This window comes from Pauljensenia sp. UMB9872, assembly GCF_030212665.1.
GTDB classification, from domain to species: Bacteria; Actinomycetota; Actinomycetes; order Actinomycetales; family Actinomycetaceae; genus Pauljensenia; species Pauljensenia turicensis_B.
In genome coordinates, this window is record NZ_JASOER010000011.1 from 17,520 (window position 1) to 36,243 (window position 18,724).

Annotated in this window: 14 protein-coding genes; 1 reads left to right on the forward strand and 13 read right to left on the reverse strand. The window is 56.1% G+C overall.

Features of this window, described 5'->3' with window-relative positions; genetic code table 11:
* Positions 1 to 72: 72 nt before the first annotated feature.
* Positions 73 to 1,890: an aspartate--tRNA ligase gene (aspS, locus tag QP109_RS05645; RefSeq protein ID WP_285023901.1), complete on the reverse strand. Its 1,818-nt coding sequence runs from the start codon at positions 1,888 to 1,890 to the stop codon at positions 73 to 75.
* 121 nt (positions 1,891 to 2,011) lie between these two features.
* Between aspS and QP109_RS05650 the strand changes: the two genes are divergently transcribed.
* Positions 2,012 to 3,388 (forward strand): MFS transporter, encoded by a 1,377-nt coding sequence (locus tag QP109_RS05650; protein WP_285023903.1) that lies wholly within the window; start codon positions 2,012 to 2,014, stop codon positions 3,386 to 3,388.
* A 149-nt stretch (positions 3,389 to 3,537) separates the two neighbouring features.
* Here the strand turns inward: QP109_RS05650 and QP109_RS05655 are convergent, their stop codons facing one another.
* The 12 genes from QP109_RS05655 to ruvC all read right to left on the reverse strand — a co-directional run bounded on the left by QP109_RS05655 (position 3,538) and on the right by ruvC (position 18,723).
* Positions 3,538 to 5,829, reverse strand: a complete 2,292-nt coding sequence (locus tag QP109_RS05655; RefSeq protein WP_285023905.1) for a DEAD/DEAH box helicase — start codon at positions 5,827 to 5,829, stop codon at positions 3,538 to 3,540.
* A 241-nt stretch (positions 5,830 to 6,070) separates the two neighbouring features.
* Positions 6,071 to 7,423: a histidine--tRNA ligase gene (gene hisS, locus QP109_RS05660; protein WP_101627781.1), complete on the reverse strand. Its 1,353-nt coding sequence runs from the start codon at positions 7,421 to 7,423 to the stop codon at positions 6,071 to 6,073.
* Positions 7,424 to 7,588: 165 nt separating this feature from the next.
* Positions 7,589 to 8,305 (reverse strand): MBL fold metallo-hydrolase, encoded by a 717-nt coding sequence (locus QP109_RS05665; protein ID WP_101627782.1) that lies wholly within the window; start codon positions 8,303 to 8,305, stop codon positions 7,589 to 7,591.
* Positions 8,306 to 8,308: 3 nt separating this feature from the next.
* Complete coding sequence (locus QP109_RS05670) at positions 8,309 to 9,646, reverse strand: DUF349 domain-containing protein (protein WP_502929281.1); 1,338 nt, start codon at positions 9,644 to 9,646, stop codon at positions 8,309 to 8,311.
* Between the two features lie 197 nt (positions 9,647 to 9,843).
* Positions 9,844 to 12,135 (reverse strand): RelA/SpoT family protein, encoded by a 2,292-nt coding sequence (locus tag QP109_RS05675; protein ID WP_285023908.1) that lies wholly within the window; start codon positions 12,133 to 12,135, stop codon positions 9,844 to 9,846.
* 66 nt (positions 12,136 to 12,201) lie between these two features.
* Entirely contained in the window at positions 12,202 to 12,747 is a 546-nt protein-coding gene (locus tag QP109_RS05680; RefSeq protein ID WP_270772789.1) for an adenine phosphoribosyltransferase, read from the reverse strand.
* Complete coding sequence (secF, locus tag QP109_RS05685; RefSeq protein ID WP_285023910.1) at positions 12,744 to 13,832, reverse strand: protein translocase subunit SecF; 1,089 nt, start codon at positions 13,830 to 13,832, stop codon at positions 12,744 to 12,746. Before secF ends, QP109_RS05680 begins: the two co-directional genes overlap by 4 nt.
* Positions 13,829 to 15,853 carry a protein translocase subunit SecD gene (secD, locus tag QP109_RS05690; protein WP_285023913.1) on the reverse strand — a complete coding sequence of 675 codons (2,025 nt, stop codon included), beginning with the start codon at positions 15,851 to 15,853 and terminating at the stop codon, positions 13,829 to 13,831. The genes secF and secD overlap by 4 nt, the downstream gene beginning before the upstream one ends.
* Before the next feature lie 33 nt (positions 15,854 to 15,886).
* Complete coding sequence (gene yajC / locus QP109_RS05695) at positions 15,887 to 16,261, reverse strand: preprotein translocase subunit YajC (protein ID WP_285023915.1); 375 nt, start codon at positions 16,259 to 16,261, stop codon at positions 15,887 to 15,889.
* A 139-nt stretch (positions 16,262 to 16,400) separates the two neighbouring features.
* Entirely contained in the window at positions 16,401 to 17,411 is a 1,011-nt protein-coding gene (gene ruvB, locus QP109_RS05700) for a Holliday junction branch migration DNA helicase RuvB (protein ID WP_270772833.1), read from the reverse strand.
* A 25-nt stretch (positions 17,412 to 17,436) separates the two neighbouring features.
* Positions 17,437 to 18,036, reverse strand: coding sequence for a Holliday junction branch migration protein RuvA (gene ruvA / locus QP109_RS05705; RefSeq protein ID WP_285023917.1), 600 nt, complete (start codon positions 18,034 to 18,036; stop codon positions 17,437 to 17,439).
* Between the two features lie 57 nt (positions 18,037 to 18,093).
* On the reverse strand, positions 18,094 to 18,723 hold the full coding sequence (gene ruvC, locus QP109_RS05710) for a crossover junction endodeoxyribonuclease RuvC (protein WP_285023919.1): 630 nt from the start codon (positions 18,721 to 18,723) through the stop codon (positions 18,094 to 18,096).
* Between the last annotated feature and the right edge of the window lies 1 nt (position 18,724).

Sequence of the window (18,724 nt, forward strand, 5' to 3'; positions counted from 1 at the left end):
CTCTGTGCTCAGTTGTTCACCGGAGATGAAATCTCCACGGGAACGATAGGGTGCGTCATTGAACGCGCACTATCACTGTGCTTCACCGGCCTCTTCTTTGGAGGTTTCCTCTTCGCCACGCTTCTTCGGCTGGACATCAACACCAGCTTCCTTACGCTGAAGAGGCGTAATCGGAGCGGGAGCTTCGGTCAGCGGATCGTAGCCACCACCCGACTTCGGGAAGGCGATGACGTCACGGATCGACTCGGACTTGGTGAGCAACGAAACGATGCGGTCCCAACCGAATGCGATGCCACCGTGCGGCGGAGCGCCGAACTTGAAGGCATCCAGCAGGAAGCCAAACTGCTCCTGGGCTTCTTCGTCGCCAATCCCCATGACATTGAAGACGCGGTTCTGGATGTCACGGCGGTGGATACGGATTGAGCCGCCACCAATTTCGTTGCCGTTGCAGACGATGTCGTAGGCGTAGGCAAGTGCATTGCCCGGGTCCTTGTCGAAGGAGTCCAGCCATTCGGGCTTTGGGGAGGTAAATGCGTGGTGCACAGCGGTCCATGCGGAGTGGCCAAGTGCAACGTCACCTTCTGCTTCTGCGTCGCCGGTGGGCTTGAAGAGCGGAGCATCAACCACCCAGGTGAATGCCCACGCGTCGGGGTCAATCAGATCGCAACGCTTGCCAATTTCGAGGCGCGCCGCGCCAAGCAATTCACGCGAGGCGGTCGGTTTACCCGCACCGAAGAAGATGCAGTCGCCGGGCTGAGCACCGGTTGCTTCCGCCAGTCCTTCGCGCTCAGCATCGGTGATGTTCTTGGCAACGGGGCCACCGAGGGTGCCGTCTTCACCAATGGTGACGTAAGCGAGGCCCTTTGCACCGCGTGCCTTCGCCCATTCCTGCCACTTGTCAAAGGTGCGACGCGGCTGGGAAGCACCGCCGGGCATGACGACTGCGCCGACGTAGGGAGCTTGGAAGACTCGGAACGTGGTGTCTTTGAAGTATTCGGTCAGGTCAACCAGTTCGAGGCCGAAACGAAGGTCGGGCTTGTCAGAGCCATACTTTTCCATCGCGTCCTTGTAGGTCATTCGAGGAAGCGGGGTCGGCAGGTCGTAGCCGATGAGCTTCCAGACGTTCGTCATGACATCTTCGGCAACGGCAATGACGTCATCCTGGTCAACGAAGCTCATTTCGATGTCAAGCTGGGTGAATTCCGGCTGACGGTCAGCGCGGAAGTCCTCGTCACGGTAGCACCGTGCAATCTGGAAGTAGCGTTCCATACCGGCAACCATGAGCATCTGCTTAAACAGCTGCGGGGACTGCGGAAGTGCGTACCAAGAGCCGGGCGACAAACGAGCCGGGACGATGAAGTCGCGAGCACCTTCGGGGGTCGAACGCGTCAGGGTCGGGGTTTCGATTTCGACAAAGTCGTGTGTGTAGAGAGTGTCACGAGCGGCGCGCGACACCTTGGAACGAAGACGCAGCGCGTACTGTTCCGGTTCGCGACGAAGGTCGAGGTAACGGTACTTCAGGCGAGTTTCTTCGCCAACGTTGCCGGAGTCTTCTGCGTGCGCAGAGACCTGGAAAGGAAGAGGTGCGGACGTATTGAGGATTTCAATGTCGTCGCCCATCACTTCGATGGCGCCGGTGGGCAAGTTAGGGTTCTCGTTACCCTCGGGGCGAGCACACACCTCGCCGGTGACTTTGAGGACGAATTCGGAGCGGAGCTCGTGGGCGACGGATTCGTCGCGGACGACAACCTGTGCAATACCGGATGCATCGCGGAGATCGACGAATGCAACGCCACCGTGATCACGGCGGCGATCCACCCAACCGGTCAGAGTAACGGTCTGACCGACAAGGTCGGTATTGAGGGTGCCAATGTTATGAGTGCGCAGCACGTGTCTTCCTTTCATTGTGGCCATCCGCGAGACGGGCGGCGGCACCGCGATTTTACTCCCCTTTATGCGCTCTTGTTCACTTGCTTTGCTTGCTGGGCTCTAGGAGTGGGAAGATTCGCAGGTGACTGCTGAAGATTCCACACGCCTCACATGGCAACCTATTGAGATTTCTTTGCTCGTAGGCTCAGTTCTTTTGATTACCCTTGCAGCGTTTGAGGGGCTTGCCACAACAACGATCATGCCGAATGTTGTTGCGGATCTGGATTCCGAAGCGTGGTTCTCAGTCGCTTCTGGCGCAGCTCTTTCAGCTCAGCTCAGTGCGACCGTCATCGCAGGAGCGCTGGCGGATTCAAAAGGGCCTCGGACGGTTCTTCTTGCAGGTTTTATCTGTTTTGTCGCTGGTCTGCTCACGTCAGCATTCGCTCCTCACATTGCAGTTTTCGTTGTCGGTCGTCTGATCCAGGGCTTGGGTGGCGGACTCATTATTGTTCCGCTGTATGTCTTCATTGGTTCGATTGCCCACGTTAATCATCGACCTTTCTTCTTCGCCGCGTTCTCTCTGTCGTGGGTTTTGCCGGGCCTCGTTGGTCCTGCGATTGCTGGGTATGTCACGCAGTACTTCGGCTGGCGCCCGGTCTTTTGGGCGGTTCCGTTCTTGGCTCTTCTTGCCGTTCTTCCCCTGATTTCTGTTCTTCGCCAGCTCGGTTCGTCCAAAACGCACCCGGTGAAGAATCTGAAGCACTTGGGATTGCTCGCTTTGGTCGCGGGCACCGGTGTTCTGATGCTTCAGCTGTCGGGGGCTCTCGGTGGTATTGAACTGATTATTTTGATCATTGTGGGGCTTGTGCTAACCGGGTGGGCTCTCCCCCAGCTTCTCCCCAAGGGCGCGATGCGTTTGAAGCGTGGGATGCCCGCGGCGATTATGACGCGCCTGCTTGCCATGGGCGCGCAGGCCGGTGCGGCGGCGTTCCTGCCACTTGTCTTGCAACGCGTTCACATGTGGAATGCAGATCAGGCCGCTCTCGCTGTCACCATCGGTACGATCTCGTGGTCTGCCGGTGCGACTTACCAGGCTCGAGTCCACGACCCTGACCGTCGTATGCAGTTGCCCGCGATTGGCATGGCTCTGCTGACGCTTGGTCTTGTCCCGATTCTGTTCCTTGTGATTGCGTCGTGGCCCGTGTGGCCGGCCCTCATCGGCTGGTTTGTTGCCGGGTTTGGCACGGGACTCATGCACTCGACACTCTCAGTGCTGACGCTGGGGCTTACCGATACTTCGGAGCACGGTAAAGTTGCATCGTGGCTTCAGGTCGCCGACGCCGCAGGGGCATCAATCGAACTCGCGTTAGTGTCGATTGCCTTCGCTCTCTTCGCGCTGGTCATGCCAGTAGGGCCCCTCTCCTACTTGGCCTCCCCCGTTATCACCCTGATCGTCACCGTGGTCGCTCTTGTAGCATCATTGCGAATCAAGGGTGGCGATGCCCCTTCGGCTTCGTAGTTATTTCGCCATTTAACGAGGCTCATCACGAGCCCGTAGGCAGATACACCAAAGGGAGGGCAGATGATTTCATCCGCCATCCCTTTGCGTTTAAGCGCTTCATTCTGGGCCTTGTCAACACCCTGTGTCAGATCGCGCCACCGCTACATTCAGCGTGAGTGACGGTGAGAACCAAAGGACCTCGTACCCTTTGAACCTGACTTGCCATCGCGGTCGAAACGATCGGCGGACTTGCCACGGCCACTCGCGCGAAAACGATCAGAAGAGCCGGAACGCTTCGCGACACGTAGCGATGAGCGACGGTCGGACGACTCGTGGTGCGCATGACGATCAAAGCGGTCGTTGCGGTCCTTGTGCGCACGACGTGGCTTGTCATCGCGGTGTTCGTAACGACGCGCATATTCGCGTTCGCCACGGTCACGTTCGGGGCGTCCTGAACGATCAAACTTCTTAGCCTTGTCAAAGCTACGTTCGCGGTCAGAGCGGTGCCCGCCCTTACCGGGGCCCTGGTCCACGCGAATGCGCAGCGGACGGCCCTGAACGTAGCCCTTGCCAATGCGGTGCAACTGATCGTCGGTCAGGTCGCCGGAAATTTCGACCAGCGAGAAGGTCGGGAAGATTTCAATATTGCCAATGTCGCGACCGTCAACGCCACCTTCACCAGCAATCGCTCCGACAATCGAACCGGGCTTCACGCGGTCTTTCTTGCCAACCTCAACGCGGTATCGGGTACCGGCACCAAAGGATGCCTTGCGACCACGACCGCGTTGGTGGCCTGGCTTCAGCGGACGATCCTTATCACGACCGCCCTCGAATGAAGCACCAACGAATTCTCCGGACTCGTCGATTTCTTCTTCGTTACGGACCCTGCCCTTGCCACGGCGGTCCTTTTCAACGCGCGGAGCCGGCCCCTCGTCACCAACAGCGTTCGCCATGAGCGCGGCAGCGATGTCCATAATGTCGGTTTCAGACGTTTCTTGAACCTCGGTCAGCAGATTCTTGTACATTTCAAGACGACCACGTTCGATGCGAGCGTTGAGGCCTTCGAGCATGCGACGCGAACGGAACTCGGAGACTGCTGCGGGCGACGGAATCTGAATCTCTTCCATCGGGGTGCCGGTCAGCTTCTCGATGCGGCGCAGGCGACCGTGTTCACGTGGAGTAAAGAAAGTAAGCGAGCGACCTTCGCGACCGGCGCGACCGGTACGACCGATGCGGTGCACGTAGGCTTCCGGTTCACGAGGAACATCGAAGTTCACGACCAGTGAGATGCGCTCAACGTCGAGGCCACGAGCCGCAACGTCGGTTGCGATCAGCACGTCGAGCGTGCCGGCACGCAGACGTGCAACCATGCGTTCACGTTCAGTCTGCGCGACGTCACCGGAAATACCGGCTGCGCGGAAACCTCGTGCTGACATTTCGAGGGAAACCTCTTCAACGTCGGCGCGGGTACGCACGAACACAATCGCAGCATCGGCGTCTTCCTGGCCGGCAGCGATGTGCTGGGCACGCGTCGCGAGCACGCGAGACAAGGCGCCGATCTTGTGCTTGAACGGCACGACAGCGTAGGTCTGGTGGATCGTGTCAACAGTCGAAGATTCTTCCGAGACAGCGATCTTCACGGGGTTATTCAGGTGAGTGTTCGCAATGCGTTCAATCGCCTGGGGCATCGTGGCGGAAAACAGTGCGGTCAGGCGGTCTTGAGGCACGGACGAGGTAATCGTTTCGACGTCTTCAGCGAAGCCCATGCGCAGCATTTCGTCGGCCTCGTCGAGGACGAGCATGCGCACGCCGGACAGATCTAGCGCACCTTTTTCAATAAGGTCGATGACACGCCCAGGGGTGCCGACGACGACCTGCGCCCCCTTCTTCAGAGCGTTGATCTGCGGGCCATAGGGTGAACCACCGTAGACGGAAACAACCTCAAGGCCACGTGTACGGGCTGCGAAATCCTCAATGGCCTGCGCGGACTGCATGGCAAGTTCGCGGGTGGGAGCAAGCACGAGGGACTGGACGAGCTTCTCATCGGCATCCACGATCGCGAGCATAGGCAGACCGAAAGCGGCGGTCTTACCGGTACCGGTCTGGGCGATACCGACAACGTCATTCAATTCGAGCAGGGAAGGGATCGCCTTTTCCTGAATCGGAGTCGGTGTCACAAACCCCATCTGGGTGACAGCATCGAGGATCTCATCGGGAAGACCAAGGTCAGCAAAGGTGACGGAAGGCTCTTTTTCTGCTTCCTCTTCCTCGATCTCTTCTTCGTCGTCTTCACGTTCGCCGCCATCTTCGGCATTCTCGAGTTCATCATCGACGAGGCCGGATTCTAAGTCCAGGGTGTCGTTTTCTTCGGCCGGAAGCTCTTCAACGGCGCCAGTCGTTTCGGCAGGTTTGTTCAATTCGTCGAAGGTGTTGAGGTTCATTTCCTGTTTTTCAGGCACAGTATTCCTATCGGATTGTGTGTTTCATTCGAGGCTGATTTCTATCAAGCCGGGCCACTGTGGGGCCTTCGGCGCAACCTCATCCCACAACATCCACCGCTTAGCGGTGCCCATCACTTTCATTCAAGGCGCGCCTCATCGCTCAAACAAGCCTACGTTGCTCCCTCGCGAAACGATGCTTTTGGGGGCGGTGAGATCACTCACCGCCCCCAAAAGCATCAGCCACGACCCGTTTCGACAATCACGCTCCAACCGAGATGACACGCGGGTTCAAGTCCTTGGCAGGCGGAGTCCACGTCGAAGCGTCAGCTTCGATTTGTTCTCCGCTTCGAATGTCTTTGACCGTGTCGGCTTCATCTTCCATTCCCGGGAACCAGACGAATGGGATGCCTCGTTTATCAGCGAACTTAATCTGCTTGCCGAACTTGGCCGCGTTCGGTGCAACATCGGTGCTAATTCCACGGCTACGCAACTGCATTGCGATATCTTCCGAGCGAGCGCGATCTGCCTCGTCGATGACAGCAACAACGACCGCGGCAGGAACCTTGCGGGTAGCTTGAACCATCGGTGCTGAAATCATGCGGGAAACCAGACGCGAGACGCCAATCGAGAGACCAACGCCCGGGTAGGTGCGTTTCCCATCCTTTGCCAGCGAATCGTAACGCCCACCGGAGCAAATGGAGCCGAGGTCCTCGTGGCCTTCAATCACCGATTCGTAAACGGAGCCGGTGTAGTAGTCCAGGCCACGCGCGATCTTCAGATCAGCGATGACAGCGCCGGGCATACGACGATGCGCTTCCTCGAGGAGCGCACACAGCTGATCCACACCCTCGGCAAGAAGCTCGCCATCGCAACCGAGTTCAGCAATTCTAGAACGGATCTCATCGGGATCATTACTACGGATCTGGGCCATCTTGAGAAGCTTCTCGGCCTGCTCACCGTTGATATTCGACTGTGCGAGTTCGGCCGTAACGCCCTCGGGACCAATCTTGTCCAGTTTGTCGAGGCCACGCAATGCAGCCTCAACGTCGGTAACACCGAGAGATTCGCACACACCCTGAACGACCTTGCGGTTGTTCACGAGCACGTGCACTGTCGGGATCGGAAGCGTTGCAAGAGCCTCGGCCATCACAAGAGGAAGATCGACCTCGAAGTGGAAGGGAAGATCACCGTTGCCAACAACATCAATGTCAGCTTGAGTGAACTCACGGAAACGCCCTTCCTGCGGGCGCTCACCACGCCAGACCTTCTGGATCTGGTAGCGCTTGAATGGGAAATCAAGCTCGTTCGCATTCTCGATGACGTACCGAGCAAAAGGAACCGTCAGGTCAAAGTGCAGACCCATCTTGCGTTCCTTAGATGAATGACGACCAGCTTCGACGTCCTTCATCGCTTGCAGGCGGTCAAGGACATAAACCTCTTTCGAGGTCTCCCCTTTTGCTTCAAGCTGCTCAAGCGTTTCAACCGCACGAGTCTCAATCCCAGAGAAACCATGCAACTCAAAGACCTGACGAATATGGTCAAGAACAAACTGTTCGATGATTCGACCTTCGGGGAGCCATTCGGGGAAACCGGAAAGAGATGTACGTGCCATGGCTCTATTGTTCCACGCCTAGGCGTATTGCCTAAAACGGGCAACGATATTCGGGCTCTGATCTTCGTTAAGGTCGAGCCCAGGCAGACACTCGAAAAACCACTAGCCGAAAAACACGTTGCGCCTTGGGAATCCCCAAGGCGCAACGCCAGTTCTTGATAGGTATCAGCCGAGTGTACGAGCCCGCCTCAAATACGGATTTGTCTCAATCTCATGCGACAAAACCGTCGTTGGACCGTGCCCCGGGATCAAGAGGGTTGCAGGATCCAAAGCATGTGAAATAGTGCGTAGCGAATGGCGCATCTGAGTCTCATCGCCACCGGGAAGATCCGTACGACCAACCGAACCAGCAAAAAGCACATCAGCAGATAGAGCCCACGGAACCGGGGTTGAAGACGAGAAGACAGTCTGTCCCTTCATCTCAACCTCAATATCGCAGTGACCGATAAACACGGCAGAACCTTCAGAGTGACCTGGAGCTGGAATCATCTTCATCCAGATACCGGGAAGCACCTCAACGCTACCACCCGGAAAATCGCGCAGATCGGTGGGCTTCACCCACGGGCCGATGCTCGGGGGCACGGGCATCGGAATATGCGATGCCGGATCATCCATTCGGTATCGATCAGGAGCCGGGATCCACGTAGGGACAGGAGCTTCAGGGGCCCACGAGGCAACCTCGGCACAATCCCAGACATGATCAGGATGACCGTGAGTTGCAAGAACAGCTCCGACATGAGCTTCAGACGCGACCAAGACCTCGCGAATCTTATCCTGCACTCCCGCTGACGGATCGACGACCAGCGCCGCCGGCTCACCATCGGCAACCAGCACCACGCAGTTGGCTGCGTAGTACGGCGTTGGAATAACAGTGATTTTCACTCATCACTCCATAGAGGTGCGAATCTGAGCAAGCCAGGTGCGCTTTGTCTCCAGAGCCTCAGTAAGGGACTTGACCTTCTTTTCGTCACCCTTCGCCTTGGCAACGCCAAGATCCGATTCGAGGGACTCAACCTGAGCCTCGAGCTGGCCGAGCATACCCTGAGCACGTGCACGTGTTTCAGGGTTGGTACGACGCCATTCATTTTCTTCTGCCTCGCGGATTGCAGATTCAACCGCGCGCAGACGACCTTCAATGCGATGCAAGTCAGAGGAAGGAACTCGACCGATTTCTTCCCAGCGATCCTGGACCGAACGCAGGGCATTCTTCGCCACCTCAAGATCCTCCACAGGCAGGATCTTCTCTGCTTCGTCGGCAAGCGCTTCCTTGGCAGCAAGATTCTCGCGGTACTCAGAATCAGTGGCCTCGTCCTTCGCGCGACGTGCGTCGAAGAAGACCTGCTGTGCCGCACGGAAGCGTGCCCACAGAGCATCATCTTCCTTGCGGGATGCGCGAGGAGCCGCCTTCCAACGATTCATCAGCTCACGGTATGCACCCGAAGTGGCGCCCCAATCGGTCGAAGTCTGCAAAGCTTCAGCCTCGGCGATAATGGCTTCCTTCACTCGCTTCGCCTCAGACTGTGCCTGATCGAGAGCAGAGAAGTACTGACGACGCTGACGATCAAACTGAGTACGCGCCGAAGAGAAGCGCTTCCAGAGCTCATCTTCAACAGTCTTTTCGATGCGCGGCCCCTTGCGCTGCAACGACTTCCATTCGTCGAGCAGATCACGGAGCTTCTGACCAGACTGCTTCCAGTGAATACGCTCAGGAGCCTGAGCGATGATGGCTTCAGCGGCCTCAACGACTGCCCTACGAGCTTTCAAAGCTTCCTCACGAGCAGCTTGGCGTTCAATCTTTGCTACTTCTTTACGCTCTTCAGCGCGCACCTTCACGCTCTCAACACGTTCGCGCAACGCAGCAAGGTTACCCAGAGCATTCGGAGATTCAAGAGCTTCGGTGATCGTCGCAAGAGTCAGATCAATATCCTTGGGAGCCAAGGTTGCAAGACGATGTTCGAACAACTTGACGGTTGCCTCAATATCCGCAAAACGACGCTCGTAAAGGGCGAAAGGCTCTGCAGGCACACCTTCGGGGTAGCCACCAATAACACGCTCAGTGCCGTTATCGACAACGTACACGGTGCCATTTTCATCGATACGACCGAACTCGTGAGTGAGTGGCGTACTCGACGCGGACACGGGATTTTCCTTGGCCGGAGCCGAAGGGGTGATGTTCTGCTCGTCAGAAGAGGGAGCAGGGGTGGGGGTCGGCGTCGTTGTCACAATAATTGCCTTTCATGGCGAGGGCGCTATGCGCCGATGCGTGGAAGAGTCTCCACGGAGCGTGGTTCTCAGTGCGCCGATGTGGTGCACCTCTGTCAGTCTACGACCTTGGCCCCCATTTCATAAACTGGTGTTTACGACATGGACGATTACGGCTGTTTTGCCCCGATTGTCTCGTCCTTTAACGCGCAGAGATGTCACACGCGAACGGCCTCGAACACCCCATCGACGCGACGCAGAGCGGAAAGAACCGCATTCAAATGCGCCATATCTGCCAACTCAAACGAGAATCGAGCAAGCGAAACCTGATCGGACGTCGTATTCGTTGACGCAGACACAATGTTGACGCGATAGTCCGACATCACCTTCGTCAGATCCGACAGTAATCCCGCACGATCCAAAGCCTTGACCTGGATCTGAACACGGAACACCTGTCCGCTGACTCCCTGTGTCCAAGAAACGTCGACAAAGCGCTCAGGTTGCAATTCTTTCAGTCGAACAGCGTTATGGCACGAAGCAATGTGGACGGACACGCCCTGGCCACGAGTAATAAAACCAACAACATCATCGCCCGGAACCGGGGTACAGCACTTTGCCAGCTTCACCCAAATATCTTTGGACTCCATACCGGCAACGGTGATACCCGCATCGGACGAACCCGATTGAGTGCGAATCCGATTTGCACCCGGAGTCACTCCTTCGGACAGAGTTTCTTCGGTGCCGTCTCCCCCACCTAGGTTCTCGACAAGTTTTGACACAACGTTCTGAGGCGAAACCTGGCTCTCACCGACAGCCGCATACAGGCTGGACACATCGGAATAGCCCAACGACGTTGCCACCGACAGGATCGTCTCATGACTCATCAAGCGTTGAAGAGGAAGATTCTGCTTACGCATTGCCTTCGCAAGCGCTTCCTTGCCCTCTTCAATCGCTTCTTCGCGACGTTCTTTAGAGAACCACGATTTAATTTTCGAACGCGCACGCGGAGATGCCACAAAAGCAAGCCAGTCACGTGACGGACCAGCCTTGTCGGACTTCGAGGTCACAACCTCAACCGTTTCGCCCGACTCAAGCTGAGTATCAAGCGAAACGAGGCGCCCATTCACTTTCGCACCAACCGTATGGTGCCCAACCTCAGTGTGCACCGCATAGGCGAAATCAACGGGTGTTGCATGCGCTGGCAGAACAACAACCTGCCCCTTCGGTGTAAAAACATAAACTTCGTCACCGGCGATCTCATAGCGCAAAGAATCGAGGAACTCTTCAGGGTCACCCGTTTCACGTTCCATCTCGACAAGGGAGCGAAGCCAGTTGGCTTGTTCATCGTGGCTCATTCGATCTGTATCGACGCCAGTCGCATTCGGATTCTGCTTGTACTTCCAGTGCGCGGCAACACCGTGTTCGGCACGCTCGTGCATTTCAAAAGTACGAATCTGGATTTCGACAGGCTTACCACCGGGTCCAATTACCGTCGTGTGCAACGACTGGTACAGATTGAACTTCGGCATGGCGATATAGTCCTTGAAACGCCCAGGAATCGGATTCCACCGAGCATGCAAAGAACCCAGAACGCCGTAACAATCCTTCACTGACTCTACGAGGACGCGAACGGCCACCAGATCGAAGATCTCATCGAACGCTTTACCACGGACGATCATCTTCTGATAGATCGAATAATGGTTCTTGGGACGACCAGAGACAGTGCCCTTCGTCCCTGAATGACGAAGATCCTCTTCAATCTGGCCAATCACATCTCGCAGATACACATCGCGCTGGGGAGCGCGCTCTGCAACCAAGTGATCGATCTCTTCATAAATCTGAGGGTACAGAGTCTTAAAGGAGAGCTCTTCGAGTTCCCACTTCACCATGTTCATGCCCAGACGATGAGCAAGAGGCGCATAAATCTCAAGCGTTTCGCGCGCCTTGTTCTTCGCTGACGATGAGGGGACGAAACGCCACGTGCGCGCATTATGAAGACGGTCAGCAAGCTTAATGAGAAGAACTCGAATATCGCGGCTCATCGCAACAAGCATCTTGCGCAGTGTTTCAGATTGAGCAAATTCGCCGTAACGCACCTTGTCCAGCTTCGTCACACCGTCAACGAGCGCCGCAATCGGCTCACCATATTCCGCTGCTAGCTCTTCAACCGTGTAGTCCGTATCTTCAACCGTGTCATGCAGAAGAGCAGCCACCAGTGTCGGGGTGGTCATACCCATTTCAGCAAGAATCGTTGACACCGCAACTGGGTGAGTAATATACGGCTCACCCGATTTACGAACCTGCCCCCGGTGATGCAATTCGGCCGTGCGATAGGCGCGCTCGATCACGCTCACATCGGCTTTCGGATGGTTCGCACGCAGTGCTCGAACCAACGGTTCGATCTCAGGAATCGTCGGGCGCGTGCGTGCGCCAAACCATACGAGGCCGGACCTCACACGAGATCCGGCCACGCCTGGTTTTGAGTGAGCGGAGTTAGCCTGGTCAGTCATGCTCCTATGATACGCACCTGTGACGTGTCAAACATATTTGACCACAACTAAACGAGGAACTGCAGGTCAGACTACCAATGCAGATTCAGTGACGACATCATGTTCGGCAAGCTTTTCGCGCCCGTCGAAAGCCTCAAGCTCCAGAAGAACAGCAACGGTGCTCACTTGCGCTCCGCACTGACGGAGCAGATCAACCGACGCAGCAGCAGTGCCTCCTGTTGCAAGAACGTCATCGATGACCAGCACACGCGACCCTGGAGTCACCGACTCGGGTCGGATCTCCATGCGAGCACTACCGTATTCAAGGTCATAGTCGACACCGATAACGTGACCGGGAAGCTTGCCTGCTTTGCGGATGGTCAGCATACCGACACCGAGTTCAGCGGCAAGTGGCGCTCCAAGAATGAAGCCACGCGACTCCAGACCTGCAATTGCGTCGACACTGCCCTTATAGCGCTCGGCGAGCATCTCAATGAGCTCTTTAAACGCCGGACCGTTTGCAATCAGCGGAGTGATATCGCGAAACAGAACACCGGGCTCTGGGAAATCTTGAACAAGACCTAGATTCGAGTCAACAAGTTCACCGATATGCGCGCCAAGTTCACCACTCATCGATGCTCCTTCTTCCTCTTCGGCTGGTGAGCATTCGAGAGGCGTTGCCCCGGACGAACAGGAGCAACCTTCACAGTGGAGGCACCCTCGTCACCCTTACCCAAAGCCACATGACGCGCACGATCCTTTTCAACCGACTCCGTGTGCTCCTTCGTCTTCTTCAAACGCTCTTGAAGCAGAACAAGAAGCGGGGACGCAATAAAGATCGACGAATAGGTGCCGGCGATCATACCGACGAACAGCGCCAGCGAAATATCAGTCAGAGTACCGGTACCAAGAAGCAAAGCACCAATAATCAGAATCGAACCGACCGGAAGCAATGCAACAACCGACGTATTAATCGAACGAACCATGGTCTGGTTGACAGCCAAGTTCACGTATTCGGCAAAAGTGAACCGCTTCTGGTCGTAGATGCCCTTCGTCAACTCGCGGACCTTGTCGAATACAACGACCGTGTCGTACAGCGAATAACCAAGAATCGTCAGGAAGCCGATGACCGTTGCAGGCGAAACCTCAACCTGGGTGATAACGAAAACACCAAGCGTTACGGCAATATCGTGGACAAGTGCCAGCAGAGCAGCCAATGCCATAGTCCATGACCTGAAGTACAGGGTCATCAAGATCGCGACGAGCAACATGAAGATGACAAGCGACTGAGCAGCCTTCGAAGTCACCGAAGCACCCCAGGACGGGCCGATCGTTGACGACTGAACATCGGCCGAATCAACACCGTACGCGCTGGTCAGCGCATCCCGAATCGTCGTCGCCTGCTGCGAATCAACAGATTCAGTCTGAATACGAACAGAATCCGTACCAACCTTCGTCACCTTCGCGTTGGAAACAATTCCGGTGCCAGTCACGATATCCGAGGCCTTTTCCTCAGACTGATCGCTGACTCGGGTCACATCAAACTGCGCACCGCCTGTGAACTCAATGGAAGCATTGAGGCCGATGGCTGCTGAAAGAACAAAAGCAACGCCAATCAAGGCTGCAGCAAGACCAACAAAAATCTTGCGCTTGGGGACAACCGGGTAGGACTTATCCCCCGAGTACAGAGCATTACCCCACTGGGCGAACGACATCATTTCGCGTCCCCTTTCTGCTCGGCAGCCTCACCATCGACTGCGCTACCCTCAGTCTTCGTCGCTTCACTATCCGCAGATGCGCGAGCTTCTTCCACTTGCGCTTCAGCTTCAGCAAGACGCTGCGCGCGACGACGCTGAGCAAGGCTCATACCTTTGCCTTCAGCCACAGGCTGAGCCGTCGCACCCTTGTCCTGCTTTTGCTTCGGCATAACAACACGGCCACGACCGGCATAAATCAGCGAGTTCTTTGCACCGAGGTGCTCGGGATCAAGACCGGAAAAACGATGTCCCTCGCCGAAGAATCTAGTACGAATCAGCAGTTCCATCATCGGGTGAGTGAACAAGAAGATAACAGCAATATCGATCACGGTTGTCACACCGAGAGTGAACGCGAAGCCCTGCACGCCACCGACTGCCAGCAGGTAGAGGACGATAGCTGCAACCAGGTTCACGGCATCGGAGACGAGGATCGTGCGCTTAGCGCGATCCCAGCCTTCGTCGACTGCGGCAACAAGCGGACGACCGTCACGGACCTCGTCACGCACGCGTTCGAAGTAGACGATGAACGAGTCAGCGGTGACGCCGACCGCCATAATCAAGCCTGCAACGCCTGCGAGCGACAAACGATATCCCATCGTCGCCGACAGAAGCGCGATCACGATGTAGGTGAGTGCCGCTGCAACAAATAGCGAACCGGCAGAAATAAGCGCCAGACCACGGTATTGCCAGATCAGGTACAGGATGACCAGCAGGAAACCGATGGCACCAGCCAACATGCCCTTCTGCAGGTGATCAGAACCCAGTGTGGCGGAAATACGCTGTTCGGACTCAACTTCAAAGTTCAGAGGAAGCGAACCGAAGCTGAGCTGGTTTGCCAGCGCGGTGGCTGACTTTGCGGTGAAGTTACCGGTGATCTGAGCACGACCATCAGAGATGACAGCATTCATTGAAGGAGCAGTAATCACCGAACCGTCAAGAACAACGGCAAAGTGGTTGCGGTCCGGCGAGTCGAAGAAGCTCTCTCCTTCGGCGTCAGAATCCTTGTAGGAGTAGAGCAGTTTGGAAGAATCCGCGAATGCCTTCGTACCTTCAGAATCGAACTGCAGGTCGACACCCCACTGGCCAGTTGCCTGACCGGTCGAGTTGGTGACTTGTCCGGCAGTTGCGTTCGAAAGATTCGAACCGGCAACCGAAACCGGACCAAGGATGTACTTCAGCTGACCATCACTATCGCAGGCAGCGTAGGGCTTGTCTGCAGCACCTTCGGTCTGCTGGCGAACCTCGGGGCTGGTGCAATCAAGCACGGAGAAATCGTAGAGAACCTGCTCTGTGATCCATGCAAGATCCGTTCCATTAGCAGGAGTCGAATTCGGCTGGTCTGACAGAACACCGTCCTGATTCAGATCAGCGACCCTCATCGCGGATTCTTCATCCAGTGCGGTCGACACCTGCTGAACCGACTGAGCGCCGTCTGCTGACTGGGCGCCATCAGCCGAGGCCTGTTCTGTCGCTGATTGAGTTTCATCACCGGACTGAGCTGATTGAGTTTCGTCAGCAGACTGAGCTGACTGTGCAGAATCTTTGCCTGAAGCTTCGGCGGTTGAGGCGGTCGCAACATTCCGGGAAGCCAGACCGATACGCAGAACAGGTCGGAAGTTCATCTGCGAGGACGAACGAATCAGGTCGAGAGTTTCCTGCGAAGGCGTACCTGGGATTGAAACAACAATGTTGTCCGAGCCCATCGAAGTGATCTCTGATTCGGCAACACCGGAGGCATCAATACGATTACGAATAATTGAAATCGCCTGCGTGATGTCGTCTTCAGTGATCGCTCGGTCGCCTTCTTCGGTCGACTTCGGCGTCAAGATCAGTTGGGTGCCACCCTGAAGGTCGAGGGCGAGCGAGGGAACCAACGAGGTCCCCTTAGTGACGTTGCCAATCACCAGTGTGGCCGCTGCCACCACTATTGCAACAATGAGGGTGACAAGTGAACGCACAGGTCGGCGTTTACGTGTAGACACTTTTAACTACTCCCAGTCCCTAGCTCGGGATACTCAGTTCTTTTCGTCGGTCGATGCATCATCCGTAGCGGGATCATCGAGGCCAAGAATCGGTTCTTTCGGTTCTTCTTCGGTCAGTTCGACAGCGGGCTCATCTGAAGCGAAAGGAGGTTCGTCCCCAACGGAACGGATCATCTGACGATCCCAGTACATCTCTGTACCATCAATCGTCTCGAGTACGACGATGTCGCCGTCCTGATCGACAAAGCGACCCCAGAATCCAACACCGGTCTTCACCCAAGCGCCGGGAACGAGTTTCTCGTTCATATCTCGTTCCATTTGAGCCTGACGCTCAGCCATCTTCTTGCGACCACGGTTTGAATACCACATCATCGCGATCAGGATGAGCGCAAGCAGTACAAAGGTCATGTTGCCGCCCTGGAGGAAGTTACCCACGGATTGCCTCTTTCTAGTCATGAACGCGCGTAGAGCGCACCTTGGTCAGTCTAATGCGAAGAAGGCTCTCTTAGCGAAAAAGGCAGTCAAATCAGGCGAATAACACTGTGATTCAGCTAAACAGCATAGATTCGGCGGGCGGTGTCAGCCCCAAATGGTGGAAAGCTTTGGGCGTGGCGGCACGTCCGCGGTTGGTTCTGACAAGGAATCCTTCACGAACCAAGTAGGGCTCAGCGACGGTTTCGACCGTCTCTGCTTCTTCACCTACCGTGACCGCAAGAGTGGTCAATCCAACCGGTCCCCCAGCAAAACGCTGACAGACTGCGTCAAGTACCGCTCTGTCAAGACGATCTAGACCGTAGCGATCAACCTCGAACAGGGTGAGTGCGCCCTGGGCAGCTTCAAGATCCAAAGCGCCACTTCCACGTACTTGAGCGTAGTCGACAACGCGACGAAGAAGGCGATTGGCAATACGCGGAGTGCCTCTTGAACGGGAGGCGATTTCGTGAGCCGCCTGAGCATCCAAGGGGGCACCAAGAAGGTCAGCGGAACGCGTGACGACTGCTTCAAGTTCGTGTGTCTCGTAGAACTCAAGATGAGCGGTAAAACCGAAACGGTCACGCAGAGGAGCCGGTAGCAGGCCCGTGCGCGTAGTCGCACCGACAACGGTAAAAGGCGGAAGTGTCAGGGGAATCGAGGTTGCGCCGGGCCCCTTACCCACGACAACGTCGACGCGGAAGTCTTCCATTGCCAGATACAGCATTTCTTCTGCGGTGCGAGCAAGACGGTGAATTTCGTCAATAAAAAGAATGTCGCCTTCTTGAAGCCCTGAAAGGATTGCAGCGAGGTCACCCGAATGCTGGATTGCCGGACCGGAGGTCAGGCGGAGCGCTGTCCCCATTTCGGCGGCAATAATCATTGCCAAAGTGGTCTTACCCAACCCGGGAGGACCGGCAAGAAGAACATGGTCGGGGCTCACGCCACGGCCACGTGCCGCATCGAGAACAAGCTGAAGCTGTTCACGAACAGTTTCTTGTCCGACGAATTCAGTGAGGCGCTTGGGACGCAGAGCTGCTTCTGCGGCACGTTCAAGCTCACCGGCATCAGGAGCAACAATGCGCATTGCCTCTGCGGGAGAATCGAAAGAATCAGCCACGAGAACCTCCCAACTTCAGCAAAGCGGCACGGAGCAAATCAGACGCACCCAAGCCCTGTCCGCCCAGCGTATCGATTGCCGCTTGCGCCTGGGATTGCTTCCAGCCCATCGAAACCAAAGCTGCCACAACATCTTCTTCGACAGCGCCCATGTTGAGAGTGGCTCCGGTTCCTTCCTTTCCAAGGTGTGCGGGCTGACCGAGCTTCTCTCCTAGCTCTAACACCATGCGTTGCGCTGATTTCTTTCCAACACCGGGGATCTTACCCAGGGTTGAAAGATCATGATCGCGAACGGCACGACGAAGATCATCGGGACTAAGAACGCCAAGCGCACCAAGGGCAATACGAGGTCCAATACCGGACACGGTCTGCAAGATGGTGAATACATCGCGCTGATCAGCCGTTTCAAAGCCCATGAGTGTCAAGGAATCCTCGCGAACAATAAGCGATGTTGCAACAGTGACCTCGTCACCGACGCGCACCTGCTGAGCGTATGTGGGCACAACCTTCACATCAAAACCAACGCCGGAGACAACCACGACAATTGAATCCAAGCCAACTGAGGCCACTGTTCCACTCAACTGTGCGATCAATTGTTCTCCTGTATTGGATCGATAGCGTCCACACCCAATGCGAACACCTGTTCTATTTTACTTGCGACGCAGTCGCGGATCAACAGCACCTGTCCGGCGTTGCGCAGCTTGAGCTTCCGCCCACGCACGTTGCGCGGGTGTCATTGACCCTTTGGAAGTCAAGCGGCCAGAGATAGAAACAGAAACTGACGAATCATCGCCGACACCCAGCAGACCTGTCCCCCGCCACGCATGACAAATTGCGATTGCAAGCGCATCTGCAGCATCGGCGGGTTTCGGAGGCTTCGACAAGCGAAGAATACGCGACACCATTGCCTGAACCTGCGCTTTATCCGCATTGCCGTTTCCGGAAACAGCAGACTTCACTTCTGACGGGGTATGAACCGCCATCGGCAGACCAGCACGCGCCACGCACGTCATGGCAGCACCCATGACCTGCATCGTCGTCGTCACTGACTGCAAGTTGTCTTGGGCGAAGACTCGCTCAATCGCCACAACTTCAGGCTGATACTGCGCGATCACATTATCAATCGCATCTGCAATCGTCCGAAGCCTGAAATGCGTCGCAATGTCTTTGTTGGAACGAGCAACCCCGACATACACGAGCGTGGCACGCCTTGACTCATCAACGTCAACAACACCCAAACCGCATCGTGTAATGCCGGGGTCAATTCCCATGACTCGCATG

Bases quoted from the DNA above. Each gene is read 5' to 3' on its own strand.
- ruvB (WP_270772833.1), bottom strand. From the start codon at position 17,411: ATGCGCATTGTTGCTCCTGATGCCGGTGAGCTTGAACGTGCCGCAGAA.
- hisS (WP_101627781.1), bottom strand. From the start codon at position 7,423: ATGGCACGTACATCTCTTTCCGGTTTCCCCGAATGGCTCCCCGAAGGT.
- secF (WP_285023910.1), bottom strand. From the start codon at position 13,832: ATGATGTCGTTCGCCCAGTGGGGTAATGCTCTGTACTCGGGGGATAAG.
- QP109_RS05680 (WP_270772789.1), bottom strand. From the start codon at position 12,747: ATGAGTGGTGAACTTGGCGCGCATATCGGTGAACTTGTTGACTCGAAT.
- QP109_RS05675 (WP_285023908.1), bottom strand. From the start codon at position 12,135: ATGACTGACCAGGCTAACTCCGCTCACTCAAAACCAGGCGTGGCCGGA.
- ruvC (WP_285023919.1), bottom strand. From the start codon at position 18,723: ATGCGAGTCATGGGAATTGACCCCGGCATTACACGATGCGGTTTGGGT.
- yajC (WP_285023915.1), bottom strand. From the start codon at position 16,261: ATGACCTTTGTACTGCTTGCGCTCATCCTGATCGCGATGATGTGGTAT.